This is a genomic window from Mesorhizobium sp. M8A.F.Ca.ET.208.01.1.1 (assembly GCF_004791315.1).
Classification (GTDB): Bacteria; Pseudomonadota; Alphaproteobacteria; order Rhizobiales; family Rhizobiaceae; genus Mesorhizobium.
The window spans coordinates 188,415-212,759 of sequence record NZ_SRUT01000008.1; the positions used below are offsets into that span (position 1 = coordinate 188,415).

Consider the following 24,345-nt stretch of genomic DNA (forward strand, 5'->3'; position numbering starts at 1 on the left):
GGATCCCAATGACCAAGCAATTGGCGGGTATGTATGCCGCCCTGATGACCGGACTGAGCGATGCCGGCGAGTTCGATCCGCAACGGCAGCGCAACATCAACGATTATGTGCTGCGCCAGGGTCTGGCAGGCCTCTATGTCGGTGGCAGCAGCGGCGAATCCGGCCTGCTGACGGTGGACGAATTGTTGGCGCAGCAAGAGGTGGTCTTCGCCGGCGCGGTCTCAAGTGGCGTCAAGCTGATCGCCCATGTCGGCATGCCGAACCTGCGTGATTCCATCTGTCTGGCGCGGCAGGCGCGCAAGCTCGGCTATCACGCGCTGTCGGCGTTGCCGCCGCATTCCTACCCGTTCTCCGACGAAGAAGTCTTCGGCTACTACCAGGCGCTGGCGGCGGCGACCGACCTGCCGCTTATCGTCTATGAAATCCCCTTGCGCACCGGCCGGCCGCTGCCGCTTCCCCTGCTGGTCCGGCTGCTCGATCTCAGCAATGTCGTCGGCATCAAGTTCACCTCCACCGACCTGTTCAAATATTCCCTGCTGCGCAAGCGGCAGCCGCAGAAGCTGTTCTACTACGGCTTCGATGAGATCTATGCCGCCGCCGGCATGCTCGGCACCGAGGGTGGTATCGGAACTACCTACAATCTGCTCGGCAGGCTCTACGTGGCGATTGATCAGGCCGTTCGCGGCGGCGATCTGCGCCAGGCGAAGGCGCTGCAGATGGTGTCGCAGGATTTCGTCGAGGCACTGCTGGAAACCGGTGTGCTGCCGGGCATGAAGGCGGCGTTCCGCGTCATCGGCGTCGATTGCGGTCCGACCCGTGCCCCGATGACACTGGCTGTCGCCGACGCCGAGGACCGCATGCGTGCCGTTCTCGCTCGCCCGGCGATCAAGGAGTGGCTGGCGTGAGCCGCGAGATTCTTCACGAAGTTGTCTCCGTCTCGCGGGCGGGCAGCGCCGCCGCCAGCCGGTCCGCCCATTCCTCGATGCCGGACCGTGTCGACAGCAGGTCCTGCCTTATCTCGATGAGGACAGCAGGGATGCCGCGATCATCGCCATGGATGGGCACGGCGTAGTCGGCGTCGCGGCTGATCACATAGGGCACGTTGGCCGCGACGTTGAGCGACGCGTCGGCGCGCAGGCCCGAAAGGATCGCTGCGGCGAGATCGGCGGCATGGTCATGCAGCACGCCCGCATGCCATTGTCTTGCGACGCCAAGGAAGACCGGCGTGAAGGAATGGATCGTCACGATTCGCGTCGGCCTGCCCTCGGCCGCCCGTCGGTCGAGATGTGCGGTCACCCGGTCATGGAACGGCGAAAACATGATCTTGGCGCGTCGGTCCCGTTCCGCCGCGTCGATACCGGCATTACCGGGAATGTCGGTGTCCTCCGACAGCAGGGGGATGCTGCCCGGGCTGTCCAGCGGCCGGTTGAGGTCGATCAGCAGCCGGGAATAGCCGCTGAGGAAGGCCGGCGCATCGAGCCGCGCCGACAACAGGCGCGTCACCTCCGAGGCGCCGATGTCCCAGGCGATGTGGCGCCGCAGGTGGCTGGCATCGAGCCCCAGCTGCCGATATTCGGCCGGCATGTGGTTGGACGCATGCTCGCACAGCAGCACGATGTCGCAGCGGCCGTGCTCGTTGAGAACCTCGACGGCGTCGGGCCAGTCTCCTTGAGCGGGCGTGTTCCTTTCACTCCGTGCGGTCATCAATAGAGCGTCCGGTAGAGATCGCAGATGGCGGCCGGATCGAGGCCGGCCAGGCGCTCGGCTTCATGCTGCTTCAGCCCGACGAAGGTCTCGATGAAGATCGGGGCGAACCATCCCGTGACGGTCTTGTCGGCCAGAAGCGCGTCCAGCGCCGCCGGCAAGGTTTCGGGCAGCCGCACCAGGCCAAGCTTTGCCCGTTCCGCCTCGCTCATCAGCGTCGGGTCGCCGGTGACCAGCGGCGGCGAGGGAAGATCCGCCTTCAGCCCTTCCAGCCCGGCGCGGATGATCGCGGCCAGCGACAAATAAGGATTGCCGGTGGCGTCGGCCGCCCGGTACTCGACATTGTACTGCCGTGCCGGATCGCGTCCGCCGATCGTCACCGTCGGGCAAATGCGCAGCGACGCCTCGCGGTCACGGTCGGCGAGCCAGGTGTAGGACGAACTCCAGCTGTGCGGCTTGAGGCGATAGAAGGATGATACGCTCGACGCCGTCATGGCGGTCATCCCAGGCAGATGGCGCAGCACGCCGGCACAGAAGGCGCCGGCCTTGGCGGAGAGGCCGCCGGGCCGCGCCGCATCGTAAGTCGCCGGCTTGCCGTCTTCGTCGACGAAGCTGAAATGAATGTGCACGCCGTTGCCGACGGCATTGGGGGCGATCTTGGGCGCGAAGCTCGCGCGCCAGCCGGCATTGCGCGCCACTTCGCGCGTGATTTCGCGGATGGCGACGGCGCGATCGGCTGCCGTCAGCGCATCGGCCGGCTCGTGCGTCACTTCGAATTGTTCATTGCCGAATTCGGCGATGACGACTTCGGGGCCGACGCCTGCCTCCTCCAGCGCCGCCATCAGATTGGGGGCGAACGGGTCGGTGCGGCGCAGCGCCGCAAAGGACATCGAATGCGCCGGCGCGAAGCTGCCATCGGCAATGTGGAATTCGTGCTCGAAGGCGGCGATGACGGAAAGGCCGGTCGCAGCCTTCAATTCCGCCAGCGCGTCCCGGAGCATGGTCCGCGTGCAGCCGAGCCACGGGCTGCCGTCGAGCTCGACGATGTCGCCGGCCACCATGTCGAACGGGGTCGCCGATCCCGTCCGTTCGGTGCGGAAGCGTGCCTTGAGATCGGGGATCAGCCGAAGGTCCCCCGACGAGCCCCAGGGGTTGGGATCGACGATCGAATTGAACGGCGTCATCGACAGATTGGCCTGCAGCCAGCCGACACCGGTCGCGGCGGTTTTTTGCAACTTGCCTTCAGTAACGAAGCGGCCCCGCGTAATGGCGGAGAGGTCTGTCGTGACGACGGCAACGAGGGGCTCGACGGTCGATGTCATGCCGTTTTTCCCAGGGCGTTGAAGCGGTCGACGACGGTGTCGGTGTCCGTGACCCAGCAATAGCCGCCGAAGGCCTTCAGCGCGATGTCGTGACGTTGCTGGGTGATGGTGGCGCAGGCATCCGACACGCAGGTGACGAGATAGCCACGGTCGGCTCCGTCGCGCACCGTCATGTCGACGCACTGGTCGGTCAGCACGCCGACCACGACGAGGTAGCGGATGCCAAGGTTTTTCAGGAGGTAGTCGACATTGGTCGAGTTGAAGATGCCGGACGAGGTCTTCGGGAGCATGATCTCGTCGCCGACCGGCGCCAGCGATGCAACCGGCAGGCCTTCGGGCAGCCTGGGCGCGACATGGATCGGCGTCAGCTTGTGGTCGAGCGAACGGTCGCGGCCATCTTCGGTCAGGCTCTGTATGATGGTGTGCAGCACCTCGACGCCATTGGCCCGCGCCGCCGCCAGCAGGCGCTCCTGGTTGGGGATCGTCTGCAAGGCTGTCTGCCGGTAGAAATAATGGTCTGGGCCGCGCTCCGGATGCGAGGGGTCTGCGCCCGGCTCCAGCCAGATGCGCTGCATGTCGACGAGCAGCAGCGCCGTCTCGCCGGCACGGAAGGCTTCGTCTCGCTTGGGTAGGGCCAGCTTGGATAAGGTTTGGGTCATGCCTTGTCGTCCTGCTTTGCTGCTTTGGGTCCAGGTGTCTTGCGTGGTCCAGCTGTTTTTCGGGGGCCAACCGTCTGGCCTTCCGCATCGCTGTCGAGCGTCACCGCATTGGCGTGCCGCACTTTCTCGATTCTCTCGATACGGGCCCGGGCGTCATCGCCCAGCGTCGAAACGATCTGGGCGGTCAACGCCTCCATCTGTGCGATCGCCGGCGCCAGCGTGTCATAGGGTGAGGCGACTTCGAGTGGGCTGACGATCGTGACTTCGGCGAGGTCTGATATCGGCGACAGCCATTGGTCGGTGAACAGAAGAATGCGCACATCGAGCGCGGCCGCCTGGCTTGCATAGGCCATCACGTCGAGCTGATAGCGGCGATAGTCGAAGACGACGAGCACGTCGCGGCGGCCGAGATCGGCCAGCGTGTCGAATGTCTGGGGGGAGAGCACGCCGAGATCGCGGACTCCGCTGCGGAACTGCGCGAGATATCCGGCCAGCATGCCGGCGATGTGGCGGCTGAACCGGCCGCCGACCAGAACGATCTCGCCCTTGGCCTCCATCAAAAGGCGGGCGGCCCGCTCGTAGGTCTGGACCGGTGTCGCGGCGGTGGCTTTCTGCAGGGCCGCGGTGACGGAATCGAGATAGGCGAGCACCGCGCTGTCGCTGGAACCGCTTTGCCGCTTGGTCTCCATCATCAACAGAGGCGAATGCAGCCTGGCCTCGACCTCGGCGAGCAGCTTTGCCTGAAAATCCGGAAACCCCTCATAGCCGAGCTTGACCACCAGCCGGACCACGGTGGGATCGCTGACGCCGGCGCGCCGCGCGAGCGACGAGGCGGTGCCAAGGCCGGAGGTCGGATAGTCCGTCAACAGCAGCCGGACGATCTTTTCCTCCGACGGCGTCAGCGCTAGATCCCCGCGCATCAGAACATCGCGTATCGCCATTGGCCTCCCCGAAATCCACGGTCTCTTGTTTTGTAAAAACTATTACAGATACTTTAAATAGTGTCAAGAATGAAGGGATGTTGACATCGGGCGATCGCCGGCCTTCGGCATCTTCGTCGAATATCCCCAGCAGACCCCCATCGAAGGCGAGATCCAGCAGCATGTGCCCGATAACCTGTGGCAGGTCATATCAGGCGACCAAGGGCCGGCGCGATGCCGCCCAGATCACGCTGTTCGATTCCGTAGGCTTCGCCATAGAGGACTTTTCGGCGCTGGGTTATGTCAGGGATCAGCTGAAGTCGACCAGCCTCTACCAGGAACTCGACATGCTGGCCGACCCCGACGAGCCGCGCGAACTCTTCGGCATGCTGCTCAGGGCTGACCCTTCAGGCAAGGCATCGGCTGACCCATGCTGGTCGCAGGCAGCGCCTCGATCTATCGGACATCATGGCGAAAATCCGTCCATCCGGGCAGCACGCAAGATGCGATTGCCGAGCGGCGGCCGATATTCAGCTTGGCGAAGATCCGCCTGATGTGTTCGCGCACCGTGTAGCCGCTGATGCCGAGCTGGCGTGCGATTTCCTTGTCGAGCTTGCCTTCGGCGATCAGCAGCGCGATCTGCAGCTCGCGCCGCGTCAGTATATCGGCGGCCGTGAGCGGTGTGTCGGCGGTTGCCGGAACATAGACTGCGTCATAGATCAGATAGTGAGTGCCGGCGCATACGATGCGGCCCACGGGGCGCTGATCGCCATGGCCGCTCGGGCCGCCAGGCTCCTCATCTTCGAGATGCCGGATGGCGACCAGCGAATGGCCGTTCACCACAAAACTCGATGTGTCCGTATCGGTGTTCCGCTCATTCCGTGACGCGGAGAGTTCTTCGGCGAACTCCGAAAGCCTCTGCAAGTTCTCGGCATGCCCAATCATGACCGAACGCCTTAGTTGGCAGGAAACTCATTACAATCACAAGCCCTGGCGCCTTAGCAAACGGCCACGCCACCGGACCACGGCGCAACCCGTATGAATGCTGCATTGATGGCCCGAACTATAACACTTCCCGGAATATTAGCATTCCCAAAATCATTTGGGGCCATCAATTTTCAGGTCAGGGTGCGAATCCGGAGTTGATAGAGCGCAACAGGTCCGGCGTTATCCTGACACCGCGGTTGAACAGCCCGGCCGGCGCCAGCGGCACACCCGGCCGGCAGCCCCAGGCGCCGCCCGAATGCGGGCGCGGACCGGCGGTGTGAACGGCGATGATGACCGGCGGGCCGGCTTGCTGGCGCTGGATCCAGACGGGCGCACCGCTGTGCCCCGGGCAGGTGTCGACGCTGTAGAAAAGCTGCCGCTCGGTGATCCGGTCGAGACGCTCGGCATGCTCCCACTGCGTGCCCTCCGGCTTGTCGGCCGGATAGCCTGAAATGTGCAGCAGACGCGAGGCCCGGAGCCTGTCGAGATCCTGCCGGCTCGGCGACCACAGCCGGAAAAAACCCGGCGCCGGCGAGAACGGCCGCTCGAGTTCGATCAGCCCGACATCGTGCAGCGCGGATGGCCGACGGCGGTAGGGCGGATTGACGTGCCAGCGTTTCGCCCATTGCCAGCCGAAGGGGCGCGCGTCGCGGGACGCACGGCCCGGCGTGACCCGGATGCGCACGGCAAGGTTGGGCAGGCCAAGCCGCTGCCGGATCGGGCTGGTGATGCAGTGTGCGGCGGTCAGCAGGCGCGTCGGCGAGATCAGGAAAGCGGTGCAGCCGGTCAGCCTGCCGTCGCCGAAGTCGCGCTCGATATGGCAGACCGCGCTGTGCGGAAAGCGGTTGGTGTGCGCGACTCTGGCGCGGCCGTCGGTCGGCCCGACCACCGCATAATCCGCTTCGTCGGCCAGACGGTCGAGTTCGAAGGGCGCTGGCGAGAACAGCGTCATGTGTCTTGCTCGGCTTGTGGTGGCTCGGCTTGCGGCGGCGCGACATCCGGCGGAGCGACATCGTAGATCCCGCCTCCGCTTTCCACCTCCCGTGGGACGTCGGTCGCGGCCATGTCCGCGTCCGCTGCCGGGCCGAGCATGTCGCGCAGGCGGTCCACTAGAAGACGGGCCTCTTCGCCCCGGCCCTCAAGGTAGGCCGTCGCGCGATCCATGAACTCCTCGTCGGAACCAAATTGTGGTTCCGCCGGGCGCGGCGGGACCGAGCGCAGCGCCTTGACCTCCTGGAGAACGATGGCATCGAGGTCGGCCCATACCGACCTTGCATGAGGTGCGACTTGCCCGTGCATGGAGATCTCCCTTGGTTCAGTTGGTGTACATCAACCCCGCTTCATCGAATGTGGTGCTGTTGGGGTCATAGAGCAGTGGCCGCTCCCGGTCCTGCAGCCAGCCCTCATAGTTCCGGGCCCGCCTTGGATGCATCGCCTGGCGGGTCAGGCGAGCCGCCTGGACCAGGACCTGGCCCGGTTGCAGGTTGCGGATCGCGGTGTTGACCCGGGGGTCGGCGCGGCTCGGCTGCCGGTAATGTTCGACAATCCTCTGCGCGATCGAATTGGTCCCCTTGGTCATGCCGATGCTGAGCGGACGGTCGCGGTCTATGCCGGCGCGGGTGATGCGATAGACCTGCGGCCCCGGCGCCAGGAACGGCCGCAGCAATGGATCGACGGCCTGGCCCCTGCCGGCGGCGGTGCGCGCCGCATCGATGGCGGCCAGCGACACCGGCGGCGTCCAGCCGCGCCAGCCCGGCAGTTGCGAACCCCGAGCCCGTGCCGAGGTCTGGCCGCGCGCCGGCCGCGGAGCACGTCCCCGCCGCACGGTGGCTTCGTCGAAGGAGGTGTCGCCGCCGCAACCGCAGCCGCAGCCACCGCTTGGAAAATGCCGGCGCCTGACCTCCACGGCGCGAAAGCCCTGTTGCCGGCGGCATTGTGCGCAGCCGCATGGCCGGCGGTGGCCGACTGTTTGCGCTGCCTCGTCAACCAGCGCGTCGAGTTGTTCGTCGAGATATGACATGCCGGCTCCCTTTCCTGCGTCCTGTTCAATGCCTGCCCGTTGCCGGGCTACCCCGGACCGGCCGCCACTTTTGCGTCCGCCGCCGTAGCCCGCCGGCGCAGCCGCGCCACGGTTCTTTCCCGCTGTTCGACCGTCGGCAGCGGAAAGGATGGCCGCGCCGGCTGTGGCGGCCTGATATCGAGATAGCTGGCGATGTTGGCGCTCGGATCGAGCTCAAGCTGCAATAGCGAAGCCGGTGCCGAAAGCAGCGAGACGACACCCGGGCCATGACCCGCCACGGTGCTGTCCGAGTGCACAATCACACCCACCGATACATGTCCGCCCAGCCGCGAGCGGCCATAGCGGTTGTCTGCGTCCATGATGCCGACAATGTCGCCGAAACGCAGCGAGCCGAGCTTGTAGCGACGCACCATGCCCGGATCGGACATCTGGATGTCGTAGTCGCCGCGCAGCACATTGTTGCGGCCCAGCCCCGAACCCATGACGCGGGCGGGAATGCGATGCGTGACCTTGACGTGGATCCTGCCGTTGCGCTCCACCGGCCGCCAGCGCGCGAGCAGCCGTGGCGAGCAGTTCCAGATCGCAACGTCGGGATAGTCGGTCAGGCGCAGGCCAAGTCCATAGGCCCAGACCTGGATGCGGTCGCCGATCGCCATCTGCCGCATCGCCGGCAGCGGAAAGTCGATCAGCACCGTGTCGACGCCGCCATGCTTGCCGGTCACCACGCCGCGCGCGCCGGCGGCGCGCCCCGTCGTGACGATGGCGTGATTGCCGACGCAGGAATAGCTCTGCAGCGCCTGGTTGGCGGCATCAGGGCTGCCGCCGGCCGCGCGCGCCTCGTTGCGGATCGACACCGCCGGTTCGACATGATCGCCGGCGAGCCCGACGCAAGGGTCGCCGACGCGATGGTTGAGCACGATGCCGCCGGTGCCCGGCAGCGAGCGCGGCCTGCCGTCGTAGCCGATGCGCCACGGCGTTCCCTTCTCTGTCGGCGAAGCCACTTGCCCGGCGACGCTGATCATCACCAGGTCGCGCGCATTGGTGCGCAGGCCGTGGACCGGGTGGAGGCGGGCCGGTTTCATGCCGCCGCCTCCACTGGTGCCAGCTCGTACCAGAGCGCGCAAGCATTGCGCCAGGGATCGTCCGGCGTCTCGTCATGGTCGGCTGGATCCTCCAGCGCCCAGTCGGTTTCGCTCCAGCCGTCCGGCAGCGCCAGGATGACCGGCGCGACGACCTGCACGATGGCGGCGCTGCGGCCGCTCGCGGCGATCGGGGCGGCGGCGGGCCAGAAGGCCGGACCAGACCAACCCGGGATCGCGCCCGGATGACGTGTGGCCGGAAACGCGAGCCGCTCCAGATAGTCGCATAGCGGCGGCCGGGCACCGGCGCTGCCGGCGATGGTCAGGATGTAGGTGCTCTCGGGCTGCAGCGCGGCCGACAGGGCAATGACGTCGCGCGCGCATTCGTCGAGCGGTGCTGCGGTGCCGGCGAGGTCGCCAAGCCGCGCTTCAAGCGCGGCACAACAGCCTTCGAAGCGCGGCAGCAGGGCAGTGCCTTCGCGCTCGGGCAGCGCGCTCTCATATTGCGCATCGCCGACCCAGTGTACGCGTGACGACAGCCGGCCGTTCTGCCAGGCGCGGCGCCACGGCTCGAGCTCAAGCACCAATTCCCTGAGCGTCGCGTCCCGCGCATCGGGATGCAGCCAGCCGCCGCCCATCTGGTCCGGCCGGTGGCGGTAGTACTCGTCATTGTCGAGCAAGGTGTAGAAGCCGCGCGGCAGCCACACCCGAGCCGACTGCGACAGCGTCACCGTGACGAGCAGCCCCATCGGCGACAGCGCCAGCGGCGCATCGATGACGATGTTCGGGGGCTTGGGCGAAAAGCGCCCGGGAAGAGCCAGATGGTGGTCCATCGCGGACACCCTTCAGAAATAGAGAGTTGGAGCTGTCCGGCGACTCCACCGGATGCTGAACAGCTGCAACGGTTTAGGCGGCGATGCGCGAGGCGGTGTTGCGGTTGAGCCCGTACGACCAGTGCACACGATCGCCATCGAGGCCGGGGAAGCGGCGCCCTTCGCGCGTCAGCCGGTAGGCGGCGAGCCACGCGTCGGCCTGCGAGCCCATCTTCTTGGCGTCGGCGTCGAACTCGGCCGGCGTGATCGTCGTGCGGAAATCGTTCTCGGCGATGTATTGCAGCGTCCTGCGCCCCGCATCCGCCATCTTGGCGCGCTGCGACATCTCGGCCGCGCCGCCCAAGTGCCGGTTGGCGACGGCTTCGATGACATCCCATTTGGTGTTGGCGTCGAAGGACTTCTTGATGTCGGGCGCGTCGAACAGTTCGAAGATTTGCTGCACGTACTGGCCGGTTTCACGGGTCAGCGCCAGGATGTTGCCATAGCTTGAACGGTCGAGATGGTAGCGCAGGTCGGTACCGACACGCTGCACCGTGGCGAGCGCCGCGAACGGCCGGTCATTGATGGTCGAGCTGCCGCGGATGACCTGGCCGATGGTCAGATCCTGGAAGTATTGCGACATCGCGTTCATGAAGGCGACCAGCATGAAGTGGAAGCTGCGGTTGACGATCGCCCCCGACGGCACCGGCGCGCGGCCATAGTTGAAGACGCGGCGATAGGCGATCAGCCGGTCGCGGCGCTTGTAGCGGATCGGCCGCCACTTCTCGAGGATGTAGAGCCCGCGCGCGCCGGGGCCGCGCTGGATGCGGATCTGGCCGTTCTGGAATAGCCGGCGCAGCACATCGACGACCTGGAACAGCTTCATGCGGTCCATCTGGTAGATGTAATAGAGTTCTGCCGAGGCCTGCAGCTGCGGCGGAATGATGGATTCGTCGAAGTCATTGCGCAGCAACGGCATCTGCAGCGCGTCGAACGGCTTGAGCGGCCCGTCGCCGAAGCCCACCAGATCCGCGAAGCTCGTTGTCGTCGCACTGGACGAGCGATCGAGCAGTTCGCCGTAGCGGCCCTCGAACTCGCTCTCGAAAGCGGCGCGGTCCGCCGGCGACAATCCGGGCAGCTCGTCCCTGAAGAAGCGCTGGAACAGCCTTTGGATGACCTCATTGGATTCGCTAGCCATAACAGACCTCATGTTGCTCGAATTGGCGGCTCACGGTTTCAGGCTTTGGGCGGCTCGCTGGAGCCAGTGTCCTGACTGGCATTGATGGCGCTGATCACGGCCGGCACCAGGTCGAAGAAGCGCGCCAGCTCACTGTCGGTGATCGTCGCGGGAAGGCCTGGTGGGACGGGCTCGACAGCGCGCACGCGCTTGACGAACTCGCTGCGCCGTTCGTCCTGCGGCTTGGTCTTCTGAAACTTGACGATGGCCTGCAGCGACGGGAATTCCGCCCGGATGAGCCATTGGCCCGCATTCGTGCGGCCAACGATGTCGCCGGTCGTGTCGACCGCCGCCGCGTAGAGTGCCGTGACATTGTCCTTGTCGCGCAGGCCAAACGACCGCACCGTTTCGTCAAACCTGTCGATCGCCTTGCCGATGTCGCCAAGCTTCTTGTCGATCTCGCTACCCTTGGGCTGGTTCTGCAGCGCGGTGGCGATAGTCTCCATCGCGGCGGTCAGCCGTTCGAAGGTCTTCGACTGGTCTCCATCGGGATATCTCCTGATCGCCTTGGCAACGTCGCCGATGGCCTTCTGGGTTCCCTGGCTGCCGGTATCGACCTGTTTGGTCAACAGGTCGATCGATTGCGGCGTCTGGGCCTCCACTTCGAAGCGGGCCTTGACCCCGGCGTGGAACTTGTTGGCCGGATGATAGGGAAACGGAATTTTCGCAGCCATTGTCCTGCTCCTCTCATGCCTGCTCACGCCGACCAGTAGTCGGGACGGTTCTGACCCATGCTAGCCATCGAGCTCGCGATAGGCGACGGCATCTGGACCGGGCTCGGCAGGTTGGTGCCCTGGTTGAACGTGTTCTGCAGGATCGTGCGGATCATCCAGCGGATCAGCGACTGGTTGTTGCGGAAGTTGAAAACGTTGAAGTCGCATTGCTGGGTCAGCGACCGCACCAGGCGCTCGGTCTGCTCCTCGGCCTGGTAGAAGGTTCGCAGCTCACGCACCATCAGCCCCTTGAGACCGGGGTCCCAGGCGCCAGCGCCACCGAACGGGTCGAGCAACTCGCCGGAGATGGTGGCGAGCTTGGTCTTCAGCTTGTCGCTGAATTCGCACAGCAGCACGCCGGGGTTCGCCACCTGGTCGGTCAGGTCCAGCACCGCGCCGACGGCGAGGCCGACGGCGGTCGCGCGTCTCTCCTGTTCACCGAGGCCGTCCGGATCGATGCCGACCGCATAGAGATCGATCGCCCGGTCGAGCAGGAACAGCATGTAATCCAGGAGCACCTGGCAGCTGATCTCGTCGTCGTCGCAGCCGCAGCCGGCGAAGCAGTCGACCTGCTCGAGCAGGAAACCGCGCGCGATGGTGAGGTTCATCAACCGGACGGCGCCCTGGTCGGGACCGCCGGCGCCATAGAGGCCGTAGACGATGATCGGCGGGCGCGCGACATAGAGCAGCCGCGAGCTGCCTTTGGCGACGAAGGCATCGACGAAGAGCTGCAGGCTGGAGACGAACGCCACCAGCGGCGGCGATTCCGGTGGTCCCGATGTGATCGGCACGTCGATCGGAACCGGAATGCTCTGGCCGAACTGGATCAGGCGCTGGAAGCGGTGAACCAGCATCGCCGACGCGGTCGATAGTTCACGCAGGCTCTCGACGCTTGCCCCGGTCGAGAGGTCGACCAGGTCGTCCATCGCCTGCGACAGCGCATTCTCTTCCAGAAGGGCACGCAGGTCCGCCTGGCCGCCGGCTTCCAGTTGCAGGACCAGATTGCGGTAGGCTTCGATGCCGCGCGGCCAGTCCTCCTGGCCAAGCGCGCTTTCGACCGAGCCGGTCAGGCTGCGCAGCGCCATGATGACGGCATTGCGGCGCGCCTGCAGCTCACCGGCCGCCGAACGCACGATCGAGGTGCTGCGTGTGATGCCGTTGGACGCCAGCCCCTCGCCGATGGCGACAAGGATGAGCCCCGCCAGCACGTCGCAGCTCTGGGCAAAGCGCCGGAACAGGATGGCGCTGCCATCGGTCAGCGTGCCGACATAGCGTGCCAGGCGCGAATACTCGCCGAGCTGGCGGCGCGCCGACATGGCGCGGTCGTGGTTGACCGAATCCAGCGAAAGGCGCGCGGCGGCCAGCCCGTCATTGGCGAGCTGCCGGATCGAGCGGCCCCAGCCAATCATCTCGATGCGGATGTCCTTCAGTGGCGAGGAGGTCGAAAGCGTCTGCAGGTCGCGCTCGAGATCGTCCTGAGCCTGGGCCATTTCGACCGAGGACGGGCCGCTGTTCCACACCTGCGGCACATAATCGGGCACGCTCGAATAGGGCAGGCCGGCGCGTTCGCGGCGGTCCCTGTCCGCTTCCTGCGGGTAGAAGTTCAGCAGCGCGTTGGCCATCTGGTCGGGATCGCGCGGATCACTGACGCGCAGCGTCTTGCGCAGCAGATTGTCGACGGCGACCGTGGCGGGCGACCGAAATTTCGAGACCGGGCTGGCGGCGGTTGTAAACAGGTCGGCCATGACATCTCACCTCATGCAACGAGTGCGGCTGGGGACGGTTGCGCGGCGGGTCGTCGGTTTGCCTGGCGCTGGGCCAGGTTCCTGATGACGAGCTTGGCAATGGCGTCCGGTTCGGCGCCGGCCTCCAGCGCGAAACGGCTGGCCGACACAAGAAAGCGTGGCGGCAGGTCGGGTACTCGCCCCGCCGCGATCTGGATTCCGCCGCGCCGGATGCGGGCTTCGTCGGCGCGCGTGAATGGAATGGCATCGGCCAGCGCGTGCTGGCCCAGCCCCCGCCGAGGCTGGTAGGCGATCTCGTCGACCACCGCCGGGATGAGGCGCGGCACCGACGCAAGCAGCACCGGAGGCAGCCTGTGGCCGCGCGACGGATTGTAGAGCGCGCGCCAGACGCGTTCCGCGCGCGCCGCCTCGGCCGCGAAGCCCATGCGGCGCAGCATTTCGGTCAGGATCAGGACCCGGATCCAGCCGGTCGGATGGGCGCCGCCGGGGCGATAGGTCAAGGCGCGCGCGCCGGGATGGGCGAGGAACTCCATCATGCCCCAGACCGACGCCGTGCCGCCGAGCAGCAGCGCCGCGAGGTCCGCGAAGATCTCCTTGTGCCAGCGGCGCAGGATGGTCACCACGAGCGGATCGAAGCGCATCGAGGCTAGCCGGTTGCCGACCGCCTGCGCGTTCTCCTGCCACAAGCCCATATCGGCCTGCAGATTGTGCGCGACCTCATGCAGGAACACCGATTGCCAGGGATTGTCGCGGTCCCAGGGGACGCGGATCACAGGGAACGGATTGCTGTCGCCGAGCAGCCGTGCCAGCGCCACGCCACGACGCTGCGTTGCCGGCGAATAGCCGTGTTCCATGTAGGTCAGCGGCTTCAGCAGCGGGCCGGCGAAGACGCCGGGCAAGGCCGCGCGGACGACGGTATAACAGTCCATCGCGATCGCGTCATGGGCGGCGAGCGCCGGCGCGAAACCCGAACCGCGCTGCGACATCACCTCGAAGAACATGCCGAAGCTGCGGCGCAGCCGGTCGATGCTGCGGTCGAGCAACGCCATCTGGGTGAGTGCCGCCTGCGCCGTTGCCGGCGGCCAGCCGCGTTCGATCACGGCGATCTGCCGATTGATGGCGTTGCCGATGGCGGCCAGCCGCCGGTTGGCGGCGTGGAAATGGGCTCGCGACGGCGCATAGGGCAGGTCTTCGGGACGCAGCCCGATGCGCCGCGGCGTCAGGCGGTTCAGGCGCTGCGCGCGCGCCTTCAGCGCCCGCAGCTTGGTGTCCAGGAACCGCCTGGTCGAAGAACCCGTGCGCATCGCCACGATCCTTCTTCTTGCACCGAAAGGGTTTCAGTTGGGACGGATGGTGATGCTGACCGGACCACGGATGACGATACGCCGCCGGCGCCCGGACCCCTGGCCATGGCCATAGCCAGGTGCATACCCACCGGTCCAACCGCCAATGCCGCCCATTCCCCCGAGCGCCCGCCCGGCGGCGCGCGCCAGGTTGCGTGCCGGAGACATGCCGGAGCGGACCGCCGCGGCCGTGCGGCGCACGATCCGCCGCCCTCTCTGCAAGGGCTGCGTCAGCTGCCGGCGCAGGCCATGCCCGCGTGCCGCGACACGGCGCGCGGTACGCGCCAGCACCATTGGCCGGACGGAAGCCGGGGTCCGGCGGGTGACCGCGGTGCGGCGCACGCTGTTGGCAATGCGCGGCAAGGCGCGGATCGCGGTCGGCCCGCCACGGTTGACGAGCTGGGTGGCGGCGCGGCGCACGGTGCGCACCGCCTGGACGCGGGCGGCCGCCGGCATGCGGGCGGCGGCGGGGCCGAGCACGCGTCTGGCGGCGAGCCCCGCGACCAGCGGGATGGCGGCGCGATTGCGCACCGCGAGCTCGGCGAAGGCGTCGAGCGCTTCGTCCTCGGAGGCTTCGTCCGCCATCAGCTGGCCGATGACATTGGCAACGCCGCCAATTGCGGTGCCGTAGCCTGGGATGAGGCTGGCGACCGGCGCCACGGCGCGGGCGATGCGGCCGATGGTGGGAGCGGCACGCCGCACGGTGCGCACGGCGCCGCGTATGCCGCGGGCGATGCGCCGGAAGAACTCGTCGCTGTCTTCAGCCGCGAGCGCGAAGCCCAGCGCCTGGTCCCAGCCGTCATCATCGCCCTCGTCGAAATCGTCGCCTTCGTCGAAGTCGTCGCCTTCATCGAATTCGTCGCCGGCGTCCATCTCGTCGAAGCTCGAAGCCTCGTACTCGTCGCCCGCGTCATACTCGTCGCCTTCGTCGCCTTCATCGGCACCTTCGAAGCCGTCGCCTTCGTCCATTTCGTCGAATTCGTCATAGCTGTCGGCGGGGCCTTCCGCTTCATCAAAGGCTAGGTCGTCGAACATCGATTCGTCATACCCGTCCATCTCGAGATCTCCTCTTGAGCGATCGGCCCCTCAGGAGAGCGGGACCAAAGCGATTAACGCCGGTCGGGATAGTCCCCCCTGAAGTGATCGCCCTCAAGTCGGCAGGACTGGGTAGCTCGAAGATGGTCGTCAGTATCGGCGACTATTCAGGTACGGAATTTTGTGCTTAAAACAAATATATTGCGAGTATTATTTTACTATAATTTTATTATAAACGGATTTACGGCTGATATCTGACGTGAAGCGCCAAAAATTGGAGAAAGGCCCATAAATACTTCGCGGCATGCTGAAAGCCGCCGTCGCCGGCCAGGCTCGCCATAAGGTTGGGAAGTCTTCCTCGTCTTTACCGCAACGCAACACCCTTCTCAGTTCGGCCATATCTCCTGCCGTGATCACGATCATCATCATATCGCCTGCGCGGCGTGGAAAATTATTCGTCGCGATGGCTTTTGAAGGGCCAATCGTTTCTTTCCGGGCAAGGGGGAGTCGATGAGACTTGTAGGCATTGGCGGCGGAAGGAAACCGGTAAAGGAGCCTGATATGCCCAGAATAGTACCCGTGCTCGATTTGAGCCGCTTTGAGCAAGGCGCATCGGAACGTCGGACATTTCTGGCGGATCTCCGCTCCGCCTCGCGTGACATCGGCTTTTTCTACCTGGCCGGACACGGGATCTCCTGGGCCGAGATCAGCGAGGTGCTCACCGCGTCCCGCCGCTTCTTTGCCTTGGCCGAGGCCGACAAGCTCGCGATCGAGATGGTCAAGTCCTCGCAGTTCCGCGGCTATACGCGCGCCGGCGGCGAGCTGACCAAGGGCAAGGCCGACTGGCGCGAACAGCTCGATATCGGCGTCGAGCGCCAGCCCATAGCGCAAGGCCCCGGAATTCCCGCCTGGACGCGGCTGCAGGGGCCGAACCAGTGGCCGGCTGCGTTGCCGGAACTCAAACCCGCCCTGCTGGCATGGCAGGCCAAGGCGACAGGGGTGGCCATCAGGCTCTTGAAAGCCTTCGCGCTGTCGCTCGACCAGCCAGAGGATGCCTTCGACCCGATCTACCGTGAGCAGCCAAACCACCGCATGAAGATCGTGCGCTATCCGGGCCGTGAGGCGACCGGCGGTGATCAAGGTGTCGGCGCGCACAAGGATGGCGGTTTCCTGACGCTGTTGCTTCAGGATGACAATAAGGGGCTGCAGGTCGACTATGATGGCAGCTGGGTGGATGTGGACCCCATTCCCGGCACGCTCGTCGTCAACATCGGTGAACTGCTCGAGCTGGCCTCGAACGGCTATTTGCGTGCGACCGTGCATCGCGTCGTGACGCCGCCCGCCGGCATTGAACGCATTTCGGTGCCGTTCTTCTTCAGCGCCAAACTCGATGCGACGATACCGCTGCTCGAACTCCCCGAGGAATTGGCGACGCAGGCGCGCGGGCCGGCCAGCGATCCGGACAATCCGCTGTTTCGCGATGTCGGAACCAATGTGCTGAAAAGCCGGCTGCGCTCGCATCCCGACGTCGCGCGCCGCCATTACGCCGACCTGCTTGAGCCGGAAACCGGAGCGGGTTGAGCCTGTTGCCACAAGAACGAATGGATTTTTTGCAGTCCCGGCTGATTTTGGAAAATCGTTCGTCGCATCTGCGTGAAGATCGGTTCAAAAGAGAAAAATCCGTTCGGTGTTCTCCTCCCATTTCGCTGAACGGTGTTCCCCTCTGAAGGTTGTGACCTTCTTTTGGCCGGGCGTTTCGCGCCCGGCCATTTTTCTTTCCGCCTTGCGCGTTGCCGGTGCGGCGTTGATCCGGCAGACTTCGGCATGCGCCAACCGTTGCAATCAGTGGAAGAAGGAGAGGTCACATGACATCCAATGTCGCCGTCATTGCCGGAGCGGGTTCTGGATTGAGCGCATCGCTGGCGCGTCTTCTCGCCAGGGAAGGGTTCCAAATCGTCCTGGCCGCTCGAAATATCGAGAAGCTCGGTGCATTGCAGGCGCAAGCCGGCGCGCAAGCCGTGGCGACGGATGTCTCGGATCCGGCCTCGGTGGAGCAGCTGTTTGATGTCGCCGACAAGGCTGGCCCGCTTTCCCTCGTGGTTTTCAACGCCAGCGGCCGCGCTCGCGGCCCGATAGCAGAGCTCGATCCCGAGGCGGTCCGTCAGGCGCTCCTGGTCGGGGCCTATGGTGGGCTCTTGGTGGCTCAGCAGGCGGCCCGCCGGATGCTGGCCTTGGGCTCGGGGTCGATCCTTTTCACCGGCGCGACGGCAAGCGTGAAGGCGTTCGCCGGGTCTGCCGGCTTCGCGATGCCCAAATTCGGATTGCGTGGGCTGGCGCAATCGATGGCCCGTGAACTGGCGCCCAAGAACATTCACGTCGCGCATTTCATCATCGACGGGGCCATCGCCTCGGCCGCGTCCGGACAGGAGCCCGAGCCGCAGGACCGCCGGCTGTCGCCGGATGCGATCGCCGCGGCCTATCTCTCCATCCACCGCCAGCACCGCAGCGCCTGGACCTGGGAAATGGAGCTCAGGCCATGGGTCGAAAACTTCTGACCGCATCAGCGATCCATGCGACCTTTGCATGGCTCGTGTGCACAGGCCTTGAGGAGAGTCGACATCGCATGAGGATGTCACTATATAGCGGCGGCTTCGATGGCTCGCGCCTTGAAGCGTAACGTCATAAGGCGGCTGCAGCGACAGCCATTGAGATACGAAACGGACTGGAAGCCGTAAAAGGTAGAAGCAATTGCTCGGAGCGGGCAGATCCCGCCAACGGTACAGTCCTTCAGAATCAGAAGATGTTCTTCACCCCTCGATTTCCTTCGGCTCTGTGGACCCTGGACGGCATTGGCTTGCCGGCTGGCCGCGACTCGGCTGGAATGGGAGCATGCATCCTTTGCGGGATGCCGACGTTTATGATTACCAACCGGCTTTGCCGCCAGGGAAAAGCAGTATGAGTGAACATGCGATCGAGTTCTTGCGGGGATGGATCGGTGAAAAGGTCCATTGCCAGTCCCACGCCAGGATCGAGAAACAGGCCGAGACATTGGCCCGCGAATGCGCCGCCAAGGCAGCCGAGGTCGGCATACCGCTGGAGGACATCCAGGAGGAAGTCGGCGACATCCAGGAATTGATCGCTTCCCGGCTCGAGGAAGCTGCCGAGGCGGACGAAAACCAGCAGGCTTCCAGCAAGGCCGCGGAATAGATTTTCAGGGACAATCCTGTCTGAAAGCGCGGGCCGTTCGGCCCGCGTTTTCGTCTCAGCCGAACTTTTCTTTCAACCACGTCTTTGGCAGCGCCGGCACGAAATTGCCGTCGCGGCCGGTCATGTCGTCATTGGCGACCAGGGCGTTGAGGATCGATTCCTCCACCGCCTGGATCACCGCGTCGAAGAACGGGTCGATGTCTGCGTCGGGAATGAAATCGGCGCTGGCGATGCGGCCAGACAGCCCCAGCGCCGCGGCGGGATTGGCCGTCGAGAAGGCGAGGAAGATGTCGCCCGAACTGTGATAGCCGAAGCCGCCGGTCATGGCGACGCCGAGCGGCACACGCCGTGCCAGCCGCTTCATCTGGTGCGGCAGGAACGGCGCGTCGGTGGCGATGACGGCGATGATCGAGCCCTTTTCCGCGCGCGACGTGGCTTCGCGGATCGCCGGTTCGGTGAGTTCGGGATCGGCGCGCCGGCCACGAATGCAGAAATTGTGCCGCTTGCCGAAATTCGACTGCACGAAGGCGCCAACCGTGTAGGTGCGCCCCTGCCATGCGACGATGCGCGATGCCGTGCCCGAGCCTGCCTTGAAGCCGAAGGTGATCATGCCGGTGCCGCCGCCGACGCTGCCTTCCTCGACCGGTCCGCCGGCCGCGCCGTCGAGCGCCTCGGCGACGTGCTCCGATGTCAGATGGTAGCCGTTTATGTCGTTGAGAAACCCGTCATAGGTCTCCGCCGCCACCGGCAAACCCCAGGCGCTGTCGATCGCGGCTGGCAGCACCCGGTTCATCCAGCGCAGCGTGCCGTCACGCGAAACACCGCAGGAATGCGTGTTGGTGATGGTGATCGGGAAGTTGAAAGCGCCGGTTTCCTCGATGATGTGCGAGCCGGTCAGCTCGCCATTGCCGTTCTGGCTGAAGATGCCGGCGAAGACCGGCGTCGCCAGCTCGGCGCGAGGCCTGGGCAGGATGGCGGTCACGCCGGTGCGCACCGGTCCCTTGCCGACGACAAGCGCACCATCGCCTGAAATCAGCGTCGTATAGCCGACCGCGACCCCTGGCACGTCGGTGATCGCATTGAACGGCCCAGGCGTGCCGTCGAAGTCGATATTGAAGCTTCGCGCGCGCGGCTTGCCCGACGGTGTTGCCAGATGGTGCGGATTGTCGGTCATGCTCTTAGAACAAGGATCCCTGATTGCCGGGTTCTCTCGTCTTGGCAACTGGGGCCTTGGCCGCGGGCCTGGCGGCGGGCTTTGGCCGCGCCGCGCCGCTGGTTGCCACCGCATCGGCAGTGCCGTCGGCGAACTCCAGCGAAAGCGCCATACCCGACGCCACGTCCGCGGCCTGCTTGATGACGGCGCCGTCGGCGTCCTTCACCAGCACGAAGCCGCGCGCCAGGACGGCCTTGTGCGACAACGTCGCCATCAGCCGGTCGGCCTGGATGATGCGGCCGCGCAACCGCTCCAGCCTAAGCAGCATCGCCTGGCCGCCGCGTCGCGTCAAAGCGGTCAGCAAATCTCTATGAACACGTTGCCGCCGTGCTGTCGGCTCGATCGTGATGCGGCCCTGCAGCAAAGCCAGTTGCTGCCTGTGCCGTTGCAGCGATGCCTTGGCGCATTTTGGCAACTGATCCGCTGCACGATTGAGTTCCGCCCGCCGGCTTCTCGCCAGAGTACGCAACGCCCCTTGCGCACGCAAAAGATTACGGTCGTTGGTGCGCCGCGCCTCGGCAATCCGCTGCGACAGCATCGCCGGCGTCAATTTTACGGCGAAGAATCGTGCCCGCTTACGCTCGGTGGAAACCATCAGGCCACGGCCGAGCCTCGATGTCGCTTCGTCGAGGCGCCGGCGCGGCAGCGCCAGCAATTGATCAGGCGAGGGCAGCGCACGCGCTGCCGCACGGGCGGCCTGCCGCTTCCGCTCGACATTGCGCAGGACGGCTGCCTTGAGCCGTGCGCCGAGGCTGGCCAGCGTCGCTTCGAGGTCCGCCTTCACCGGCACCGCGATTTCGGCCGCGCCCGTCGGTGTTGGCGCCCGCACATCGGCGACGAGGTCGATCAGCGTCCAGTCGGTCTCGTGGCCGACCGCCGAGATCACCGGAATGCCCGAGGCGGCGACGGCGCGGGCGAGTGCCTCGTCGTTGAAGCCCCACAGATCTTCCAGGCTGCCGCCACCGCGCGCGACGATCAAGAGATCGGGACGCTGGATAGGGCTGTCCCATGCCAGCGCGTTGAAACCGGTCACGGCATTGGTCACTTCCGCACTCGCCGTGTCGCCCTGCACCCGCACCGGCCAGACCAGCACATGCAGCGGAAAGCGGTCCTTGATGCGGTGGATGATGTCGCGGATGACCGAGCCGGTCGGGGAGGTGACGACGCCGATGACGCGGGGCATGAACGGCAGCCGGCGTTTGCGGCCCGCATCGAAAAGCCCTTCCGCCTGCAGCCGGCGCTTGCGCTCCTCGAGCAGCGCCATCAGCGCCCCGGCGCCGGCCGGCTCCAGATTGTCGATGACGATCTGGTAGTTGGACTTGCCGGGATAGGTGGTGAGTTTGCCGGTGGCGATCACCTCCATCCCTTCCTCGGGACGGAATTTCAGCCGGCTCATCGTGCCTTTCCACACCACGGCGTCGAGCCGGGCGCGGTCGTCCTTCAGCGCGAAATAGGCGTGACCCGAGGAATGCGGCCCGCGATAGCCCGAGATTTCGCCGCGCACCCGCACATTGCCGAAGACGTCCTCGACCGTGCGCTTCAGCGCGCCCGATATCTCGCTCACCGTGTATTCGGTAGCGTTGGTGCGTGATTCGGATGCTGCTTCGCTCATTGGCCGATTGGGGGCTGGTTGAGCGCCGACGTCAAGGCGGCCATGTCAGCCCCGATATTGATGATCCGCATCTACCAGCCCGGCAGGATCTGGTTCGGCTTGCTCCGCTTCATCTTGGCGAAGGCGAGGGCCGCGAAGTCGAACGTTCCCGTTTCCTCGCCAAGCGGGATCGAGATGTTGTCCAGACTTTCCGAAATATGGCGGGCAAGCGCATCGACGATCTCCGGCCGCGAGGTCTGGCCGCGCATGATGCCGATGCGGCAGTCCGGCAGGGCGCCGAAGCCATCGGCTTCGCCCAGCACCCGCATGCCAGGCCTGAGCGCGCATTCCGGCAGCACCGAGACCGCCAGGCCGGACAGCACGGCCGCGGTGATCACGGTCGCCGAGAAGCTGGTGAACAGGATGCGGTAGTCGCGGTTCTGCTGGTCCAGCACGTCGACGGCGGCGCGCCGCCAGATGCAGTTCGGCCGGCCGAAGGCCATCGGCAGGATTTCCTGCTCGTGCGTCGCGTGATTGGCCGAGGATACCCACAGCAGCGGCTCACGTCGCACGACCTCCGACTGGCCGCGCACATCATTGTGCGTCACCAGCGCCAGGTCGAGATTGCCCCGCTTGATGTGTTCGACCAGCCCCGGCGTCGGCTCGCAGATGACGGTCAGTTCGACGCGCGGATTGGAGCGGGTGAAACGTGCCATGATCTCCGGCAGGAAACGATCTGCATAGTCGTCGGGTGTGCCGATGCGGATCGTGCCTTCGAGCCGCTGGTCGTCGAAGGCGGCAAGTGTCTCGCGGTTGAGATAGAGCAGCCGCCTTGCATAGGAGAGCAGCTTGTCGCCTTCCTCCGTCAGCCGGTTGGTGCGCCCCTCCTTCTCGAACAGCGGCTTGCCGATCCGCTCCTCCAGCCGGCGCATCTGCATCGACACCGCCGACTGGGTTCGGTGCACTTCTTCCGCTGCGCGCGTGAAGCTGCCAGTGTCGGCGATCGAGATGAAGGTCTGCAATTGATCGAGATCGAGCGGCGCTTTCATCGACATGATCCATCACTAGTGTTGATGCCAAAGATTAAAAACATTCGTTGGATTAATCAATCGGTCGATGGCAAATTCGCATTGTCCACATGAAGGCATGTGAATCGAAGCCGGAACGGCCGCTGTCGCCAGCGCCGATCGTCGGGTTTCGTCTGTTCGAGTCTGAAGGAGACCGACATGAGCACGATCGATTTCGCCACCGAGACCTCGCGCATCACTTCGCGTCCGTCCGTTGCGGCGCGCGTGGTCAACACGGCCTTCAATATCTACCGCGCCTGGAAAAACCGCCGTGCTTTCTACCGCCTGGGCGAGATGTCGGATGCCGAGCTTGCCGATATCGGCCTGACGCGCGCCGACCTGCATGTCGCGATCGACGTGCCGTTCGGCCGCGATCCGACGGCAATCCTGCGTGAGATCGCCAGCGACCGCGTGGAAACGATCGAGGATATCGCCCGCAAGGTAGCCTGATTGGTTCAGTTTCGGTCTTGTTGAACCTTTCTGCGGTTCAGCGCGACCAAGGTTCATGCAGGCTCCCCACTCCCTGCCGGTTCCCCGCCGGCCTGCCTGCACGCTGCCCGGTCCTCCCAAGGACCGGGCTTTTCTTTTCTAGCTTGCCGGGAGATGGCGCCTGACGCCTATCGCCGGTCCATGTCTCGCTTGAACTGATCGAAGATCGTTTCCACGCCCTTCTGGTAGTCGTCACGCTGCTGGGCGCCGGTCTCGAACATCTTGCCGAAAATGTCGTCGAACGGGTTCCTTGGCCGACCGCTCGGATTGGCCTGCGGCTGTGGTGCCTGGGGCGGCTGTGGCTGTGGCGCTTGAGGTTGTGGCGCCGGCTGTCCACCGGGTATCCCGAAGCCGCCGCCTCCGCCTTGCCGCAGCATCTCCTCGAAGATTTTCCCAAGCGGGTTGTCGCCGTATGGGCTCTGCGTCTGCTGGGGCTGGGGTCGGCTTTGTGGTTGCTGCGGCGCGCCGCCGCCGAACATGTCCTGCAGCACCTTGCCGAGCGGATTGTCGCCACAGGGATTTGGTGCCGGCTGCGGCTGGCTTTGTGGTTGCGGTGAGCCGCCGCCGAACATGTCCTGCAAAACCTTGCCGAGCGGGTTGTCCATGGGGTTCTGAGGCGGAGGCGCCTGGCGCTGTTGTGGCGCCGGCGCCTGCATGCCGCCTTGCCGCATCATCTGCTCGATGATCTCGCCCAGTGGATTGTTGCCGCCGCCACCAAGACCAGCCGCTGCCTGCATCTGGCTTGTCGTCTGCTTGAACAGTCCGCCCATTACCATCGACGCGATCGCGGGCAGCATCTGCTGCAGCACCTGCTGGCTGACGCCGCTCGCCTGCGCCGCCTGGCTGGCCACGGCGCGCGACAAATCCTTCGAACCGAACAGATGGCCCAGAATGCCGTTGCCCTCATCGACGCCTTGCGGCGAGAAAGCGCGCGTCGCGTCCTCGAAATACTTGGCGTGCTGGCCGCTTGCCATCGCCGTCATGAAGGCGCCGAGCCCATAGGGATCGGCGGTGTTGCGCTGCAATCCTTGTGAAAAGGCCGGCAGCAGTGCGGCGACCGCTGCCTGTGTCTGCTGCAGCGAAAGCCCGTATTGTTGGGCAAGCGCCTGCATGCCGTTGCCGTTCTGGGCCTGCGTCAGCATGTCGAACAAGGTAGGCATCGGCTTCTCCTCCGGGAAATCCTCGAAGAGAGCCTAGTTCGT

General features: G+C 65.4%; 26 protein-coding genes and 1 pseudogene. 6 read left to right on the forward strand and 21 right to left on the reverse strand.

Annotated elements, in window-relative coordinates; genetic code table 11:
• Window positions 1-8: 8 nt before the first annotated feature.
• A complete protein-coding gene (locus tag EN851_RS27905) occupies window positions 9-905 on the forward strand; it encodes a dihydrodipicolinate synthase family protein (RefSeq protein ID WP_189343528.1) in 897 nt (298 codons plus the stop codon).
• A gap of 13 nt (window positions 906-918) precedes the next feature.
• Here the strand turns inward: EN851_RS27905 and EN851_RS27910 are convergent, their stop codons facing one another.
• The 4 genes from EN851_RS27910 to EN851_RS27925 are packed head-to-tail and all read right to left on the reverse strand — an operon-like array spanning window position 919 to window position 4,626.
• Entirely contained in the window at window positions 919-1,704 is a 786-nt protein-coding gene (locus tag EN851_RS27910; protein WP_135930436.1) for an N-formylglutamate amidohydrolase, read from the reverse strand.
• Complete coding sequence (locus EN851_RS27915; RefSeq protein WP_127275914.1) at window positions 1,704-3,026, reverse strand: glutamine synthetase; 1,323 nt, start codon at window positions 3,024-3,026, stop codon at window positions 1,704-1,706. Before EN851_RS27915 ends, EN851_RS27910 begins: the two co-directional genes overlap by 1 nt.
• On the reverse strand, window positions 3,023-3,685 hold the full coding sequence (locus tag EN851_RS27920) for an isochorismatase family cysteine hydrolase (protein WP_127275915.1): 663 nt from the start codon (window positions 3,683-3,685) through the stop codon (window positions 3,023-3,025). Before EN851_RS27920 ends, EN851_RS27915 begins: the two co-directional genes overlap by 4 nt.
• Window positions 3,682-4,626 carry a MurR/RpiR family transcriptional regulator gene (locus tag EN851_RS27925; RefSeq protein WP_127275916.1) on the reverse strand — a complete coding sequence of 315 codons (945 nt, stop codon included), beginning with the start codon at window positions 4,624-4,626 and terminating at the stop codon, window positions 3,682-3,684. The genes EN851_RS27920 and EN851_RS27925 overlap by 4 nt, the downstream gene beginning before the upstream one ends.
• Window positions 4,627-4,699: 73 nt before the next feature.
• Here EN851_RS27925 and EN851_RS37380 point away from each other — a divergent pair.
• Window positions 4,700-5,006, forward strand: a pseudogene (locus EN851_RS37380) (hypothetical protein); the annotation flags it as partial.
• 55 nt (window positions 5,007-5,061) lie between these two features.
• Here EN851_RS37380 and EN851_RS27935 read toward each other — a convergent pair.
• The 12 genes from EN851_RS27935 to EN851_RS37390 form a co-directional block, all read right to left on the reverse strand.
• On the reverse strand, window positions 5,062-5,550 hold the full coding sequence (locus tag EN851_RS27935) for a helix-turn-helix transcriptional regulator (protein WP_127275917.1): 489 nt from the start codon (window positions 5,548-5,550) through the stop codon (window positions 5,062-5,064).
• 178 nt (window positions 5,551-5,728) lie between these two features.
• On the reverse strand, window positions 5,729-6,544 hold the full coding sequence (locus EN851_RS27940) for a serine protease (RefSeq protein WP_127870912.1): 816 nt from the start codon (window positions 6,542-6,544) through the stop codon (window positions 5,729-5,731).
• Window positions 6,541-6,891, reverse strand: coding sequence for a hypothetical protein (locus EN851_RS37385; RefSeq protein WP_245520820.1), 351 nt, complete (start codon window positions 6,889-6,891; stop codon window positions 6,541-6,543). The genes EN851_RS27940 and EN851_RS37385 overlap by 4 nt, the downstream gene beginning before the upstream one ends.
• 16 nt (window positions 6,892-6,907) lie before the next feature.
• Window positions 6,908-7,612 (reverse strand): hypothetical protein, encoded by a 705-nt coding sequence (locus EN851_RS27950; RefSeq protein ID WP_127870913.1) that lies wholly within the window; start codon window positions 7,610-7,612, stop codon window positions 6,908-6,910.
• Window positions 7,613-7,659: 47 nt separating this feature from the next.
• Window positions 7,660-8,694, reverse strand: coding sequence for a DUF4438 domain-containing protein (locus EN851_RS27955; RefSeq protein ID WP_127870914.1), 1,035 nt, complete (start codon window positions 8,692-8,694; stop codon window positions 7,660-7,662).
• A complete protein-coding gene (locus EN851_RS27960; RefSeq protein WP_127280028.1) occupies window positions 8,691-9,524 on the reverse strand; it encodes a hypothetical protein in 834 nt (277 codons plus the stop codon). The genes EN851_RS27955 and EN851_RS27960 overlap by 4 nt, the downstream gene beginning before the upstream one ends.
• A 73-nt stretch (window positions 9,525-9,597) precedes the next feature.
• Window positions 9,598-10,701: a hypothetical protein gene (locus EN851_RS27965; RefSeq protein WP_127870915.1), complete on the reverse strand. Its 1,104-nt coding sequence runs from the start codon at window positions 10,699-10,701 to the stop codon at window positions 9,598-9,600.
• A gap of 38 nt (window positions 10,702-10,739) precedes the next feature.
• Entirely contained in the window at window positions 10,740-11,414 is a 675-nt protein-coding gene (locus tag EN851_RS27970; protein WP_127280026.1) for a hypothetical protein, read from the reverse strand.
• Window positions 11,415-11,437: 23 nt separating this feature from the next.
• Window positions 11,438-13,198 carry a hypothetical protein gene (locus EN851_RS27975; protein WP_245464472.1) on the reverse strand — a complete coding sequence of 587 codons (1,761 nt, stop codon included), beginning with the start codon at window positions 13,196-13,198 and terminating at the stop codon, window positions 11,438-11,440.
• Window positions 13,199-13,209: 11 nt separating this feature from the next.
• The gene (locus EN851_RS27980) at window positions 13,210-14,502 is read right to left on the reverse strand and encodes a hypothetical protein (protein ID WP_135930437.1); all 1,293 of its coding nucleotides are present in this window, start codon (window positions 14,500-14,502) and stop codon (window positions 13,210-13,212) included.
• Between the two features lie 33 nt (window positions 14,503-14,535).
• Window positions 14,536-15,597 (reverse strand): hypothetical protein, encoded by a 1,062-nt coding sequence (locus EN851_RS27985; RefSeq protein ID WP_135861824.1) that lies wholly within the window; start codon window positions 15,595-15,597, stop codon window positions 14,536-14,538.
• A 189-nt stretch (window positions 15,598-15,786) separates the two neighbouring features.
• Window positions 15,787-16,263 (reverse strand): hypothetical protein, encoded by a 477-nt coding sequence (locus EN851_RS37390; RefSeq protein WP_245464415.1) that lies wholly within the window; start codon window positions 16,261-16,263, stop codon window positions 15,787-15,789.
• Here EN851_RS37390 and EN851_RS27995 point away from each other — a divergent pair.
• Window positions 16,156-17,157, forward strand: a complete 1,002-nt coding sequence (locus EN851_RS27995) for an isopenicillin N synthase family oxygenase (protein ID WP_245464414.1) — start codon at window positions 16,156-16,158, stop codon at window positions 17,155-17,157. The genes EN851_RS37390 and EN851_RS27995 overlap by 108 nt on opposite strands.
• Before the next feature lie 84 nt (window positions 17,158-17,241).
• Here EN851_RS27995 and EN851_RS36510 read toward each other — a convergent pair whose 3' ends face one another.
• On the reverse strand, window positions 17,242-17,409 hold the full coding sequence (locus tag EN851_RS36510) for a hypothetical protein (RefSeq protein WP_167531258.1): 168 nt from the start codon (window positions 17,407-17,409) through the stop codon (window positions 17,242-17,244).
• A gap of 32 nt (window positions 17,410-17,441) precedes the next feature.
• On the opposite strand from EN851_RS36510, the gene EN851_RS28000 reads away from it, so the two are divergent.
• A complete protein-coding gene (locus EN851_RS28000; RefSeq protein WP_135930438.1) occupies window positions 17,442-18,131 on the forward strand; it encodes an SDR family NAD(P)-dependent oxidoreductase in 690 nt (229 codons plus the stop codon).
• A gap of 400 nt (window positions 18,132-18,531) precedes the next feature.
• Window positions 18,532-18,783 carry a DUF768 domain-containing protein gene (locus EN851_RS28005; RefSeq protein ID WP_015316487.1) on the forward strand — a complete coding sequence of 84 codons (252 nt, stop codon included), beginning with the start codon at window positions 18,532-18,534 and terminating at the stop codon, window positions 18,781-18,783.
• A gap of 55 nt (window positions 18,784-18,838) precedes the next feature.
• Here the strand turns inward: EN851_RS28005 and EN851_RS28010 are convergent, their stop codons facing one another.
• The 3 genes from EN851_RS28010 to EN851_RS28020 form a co-directional block, all read right to left on the reverse strand.
• Entirely contained in the window at window positions 18,839-19,957 is a 1,119-nt protein-coding gene (locus tag EN851_RS28010) for a P1 family peptidase (protein WP_135930439.1), read from the reverse strand.
• Window positions 19,958-19,961: 4 nt separating this feature from the next.
• Window positions 19,962-21,608, reverse strand: a complete 1,647-nt coding sequence (xseA, locus tag EN851_RS28015; protein WP_135930440.1) for an exodeoxyribonuclease VII large subunit — start codon at window positions 21,606-21,608, stop codon at window positions 19,962-19,964.
• Between the two features lie 71 nt (window positions 21,609-21,679).
• Window positions 21,680-22,636, reverse strand: coding sequence for a LysR substrate-binding domain-containing protein (locus EN851_RS28020; protein WP_127280522.1), 957 nt, complete (start codon window positions 22,634-22,636; stop codon window positions 21,680-21,682).
• A gap of 177 nt (window positions 22,637-22,813) precedes the next feature.
• On the opposite strand from EN851_RS28020, the gene EN851_RS28025 reads away from it, so the two are divergent.
• Complete coding sequence (locus EN851_RS28025; RefSeq protein WP_135930441.1) at window positions 22,814-23,104, forward strand: DUF1127 domain-containing protein; 291 nt, start codon at window positions 22,814-22,816, stop codon at window positions 23,102-23,104.
• A 167-nt stretch (window positions 23,105-23,271) separates the two neighbouring features.
• Here the strand turns inward: EN851_RS28025 and EN851_RS28030 are convergent, their stop codons facing one another.
• A complete protein-coding gene (locus tag EN851_RS28030; protein ID WP_135930442.1) occupies window positions 23,272-24,303 on the reverse strand; it encodes a DUF937 domain-containing protein in 1,032 nt (343 codons plus the stop codon).
• Window positions 24,304-24,345 lie beyond the last annotated feature (42 nt).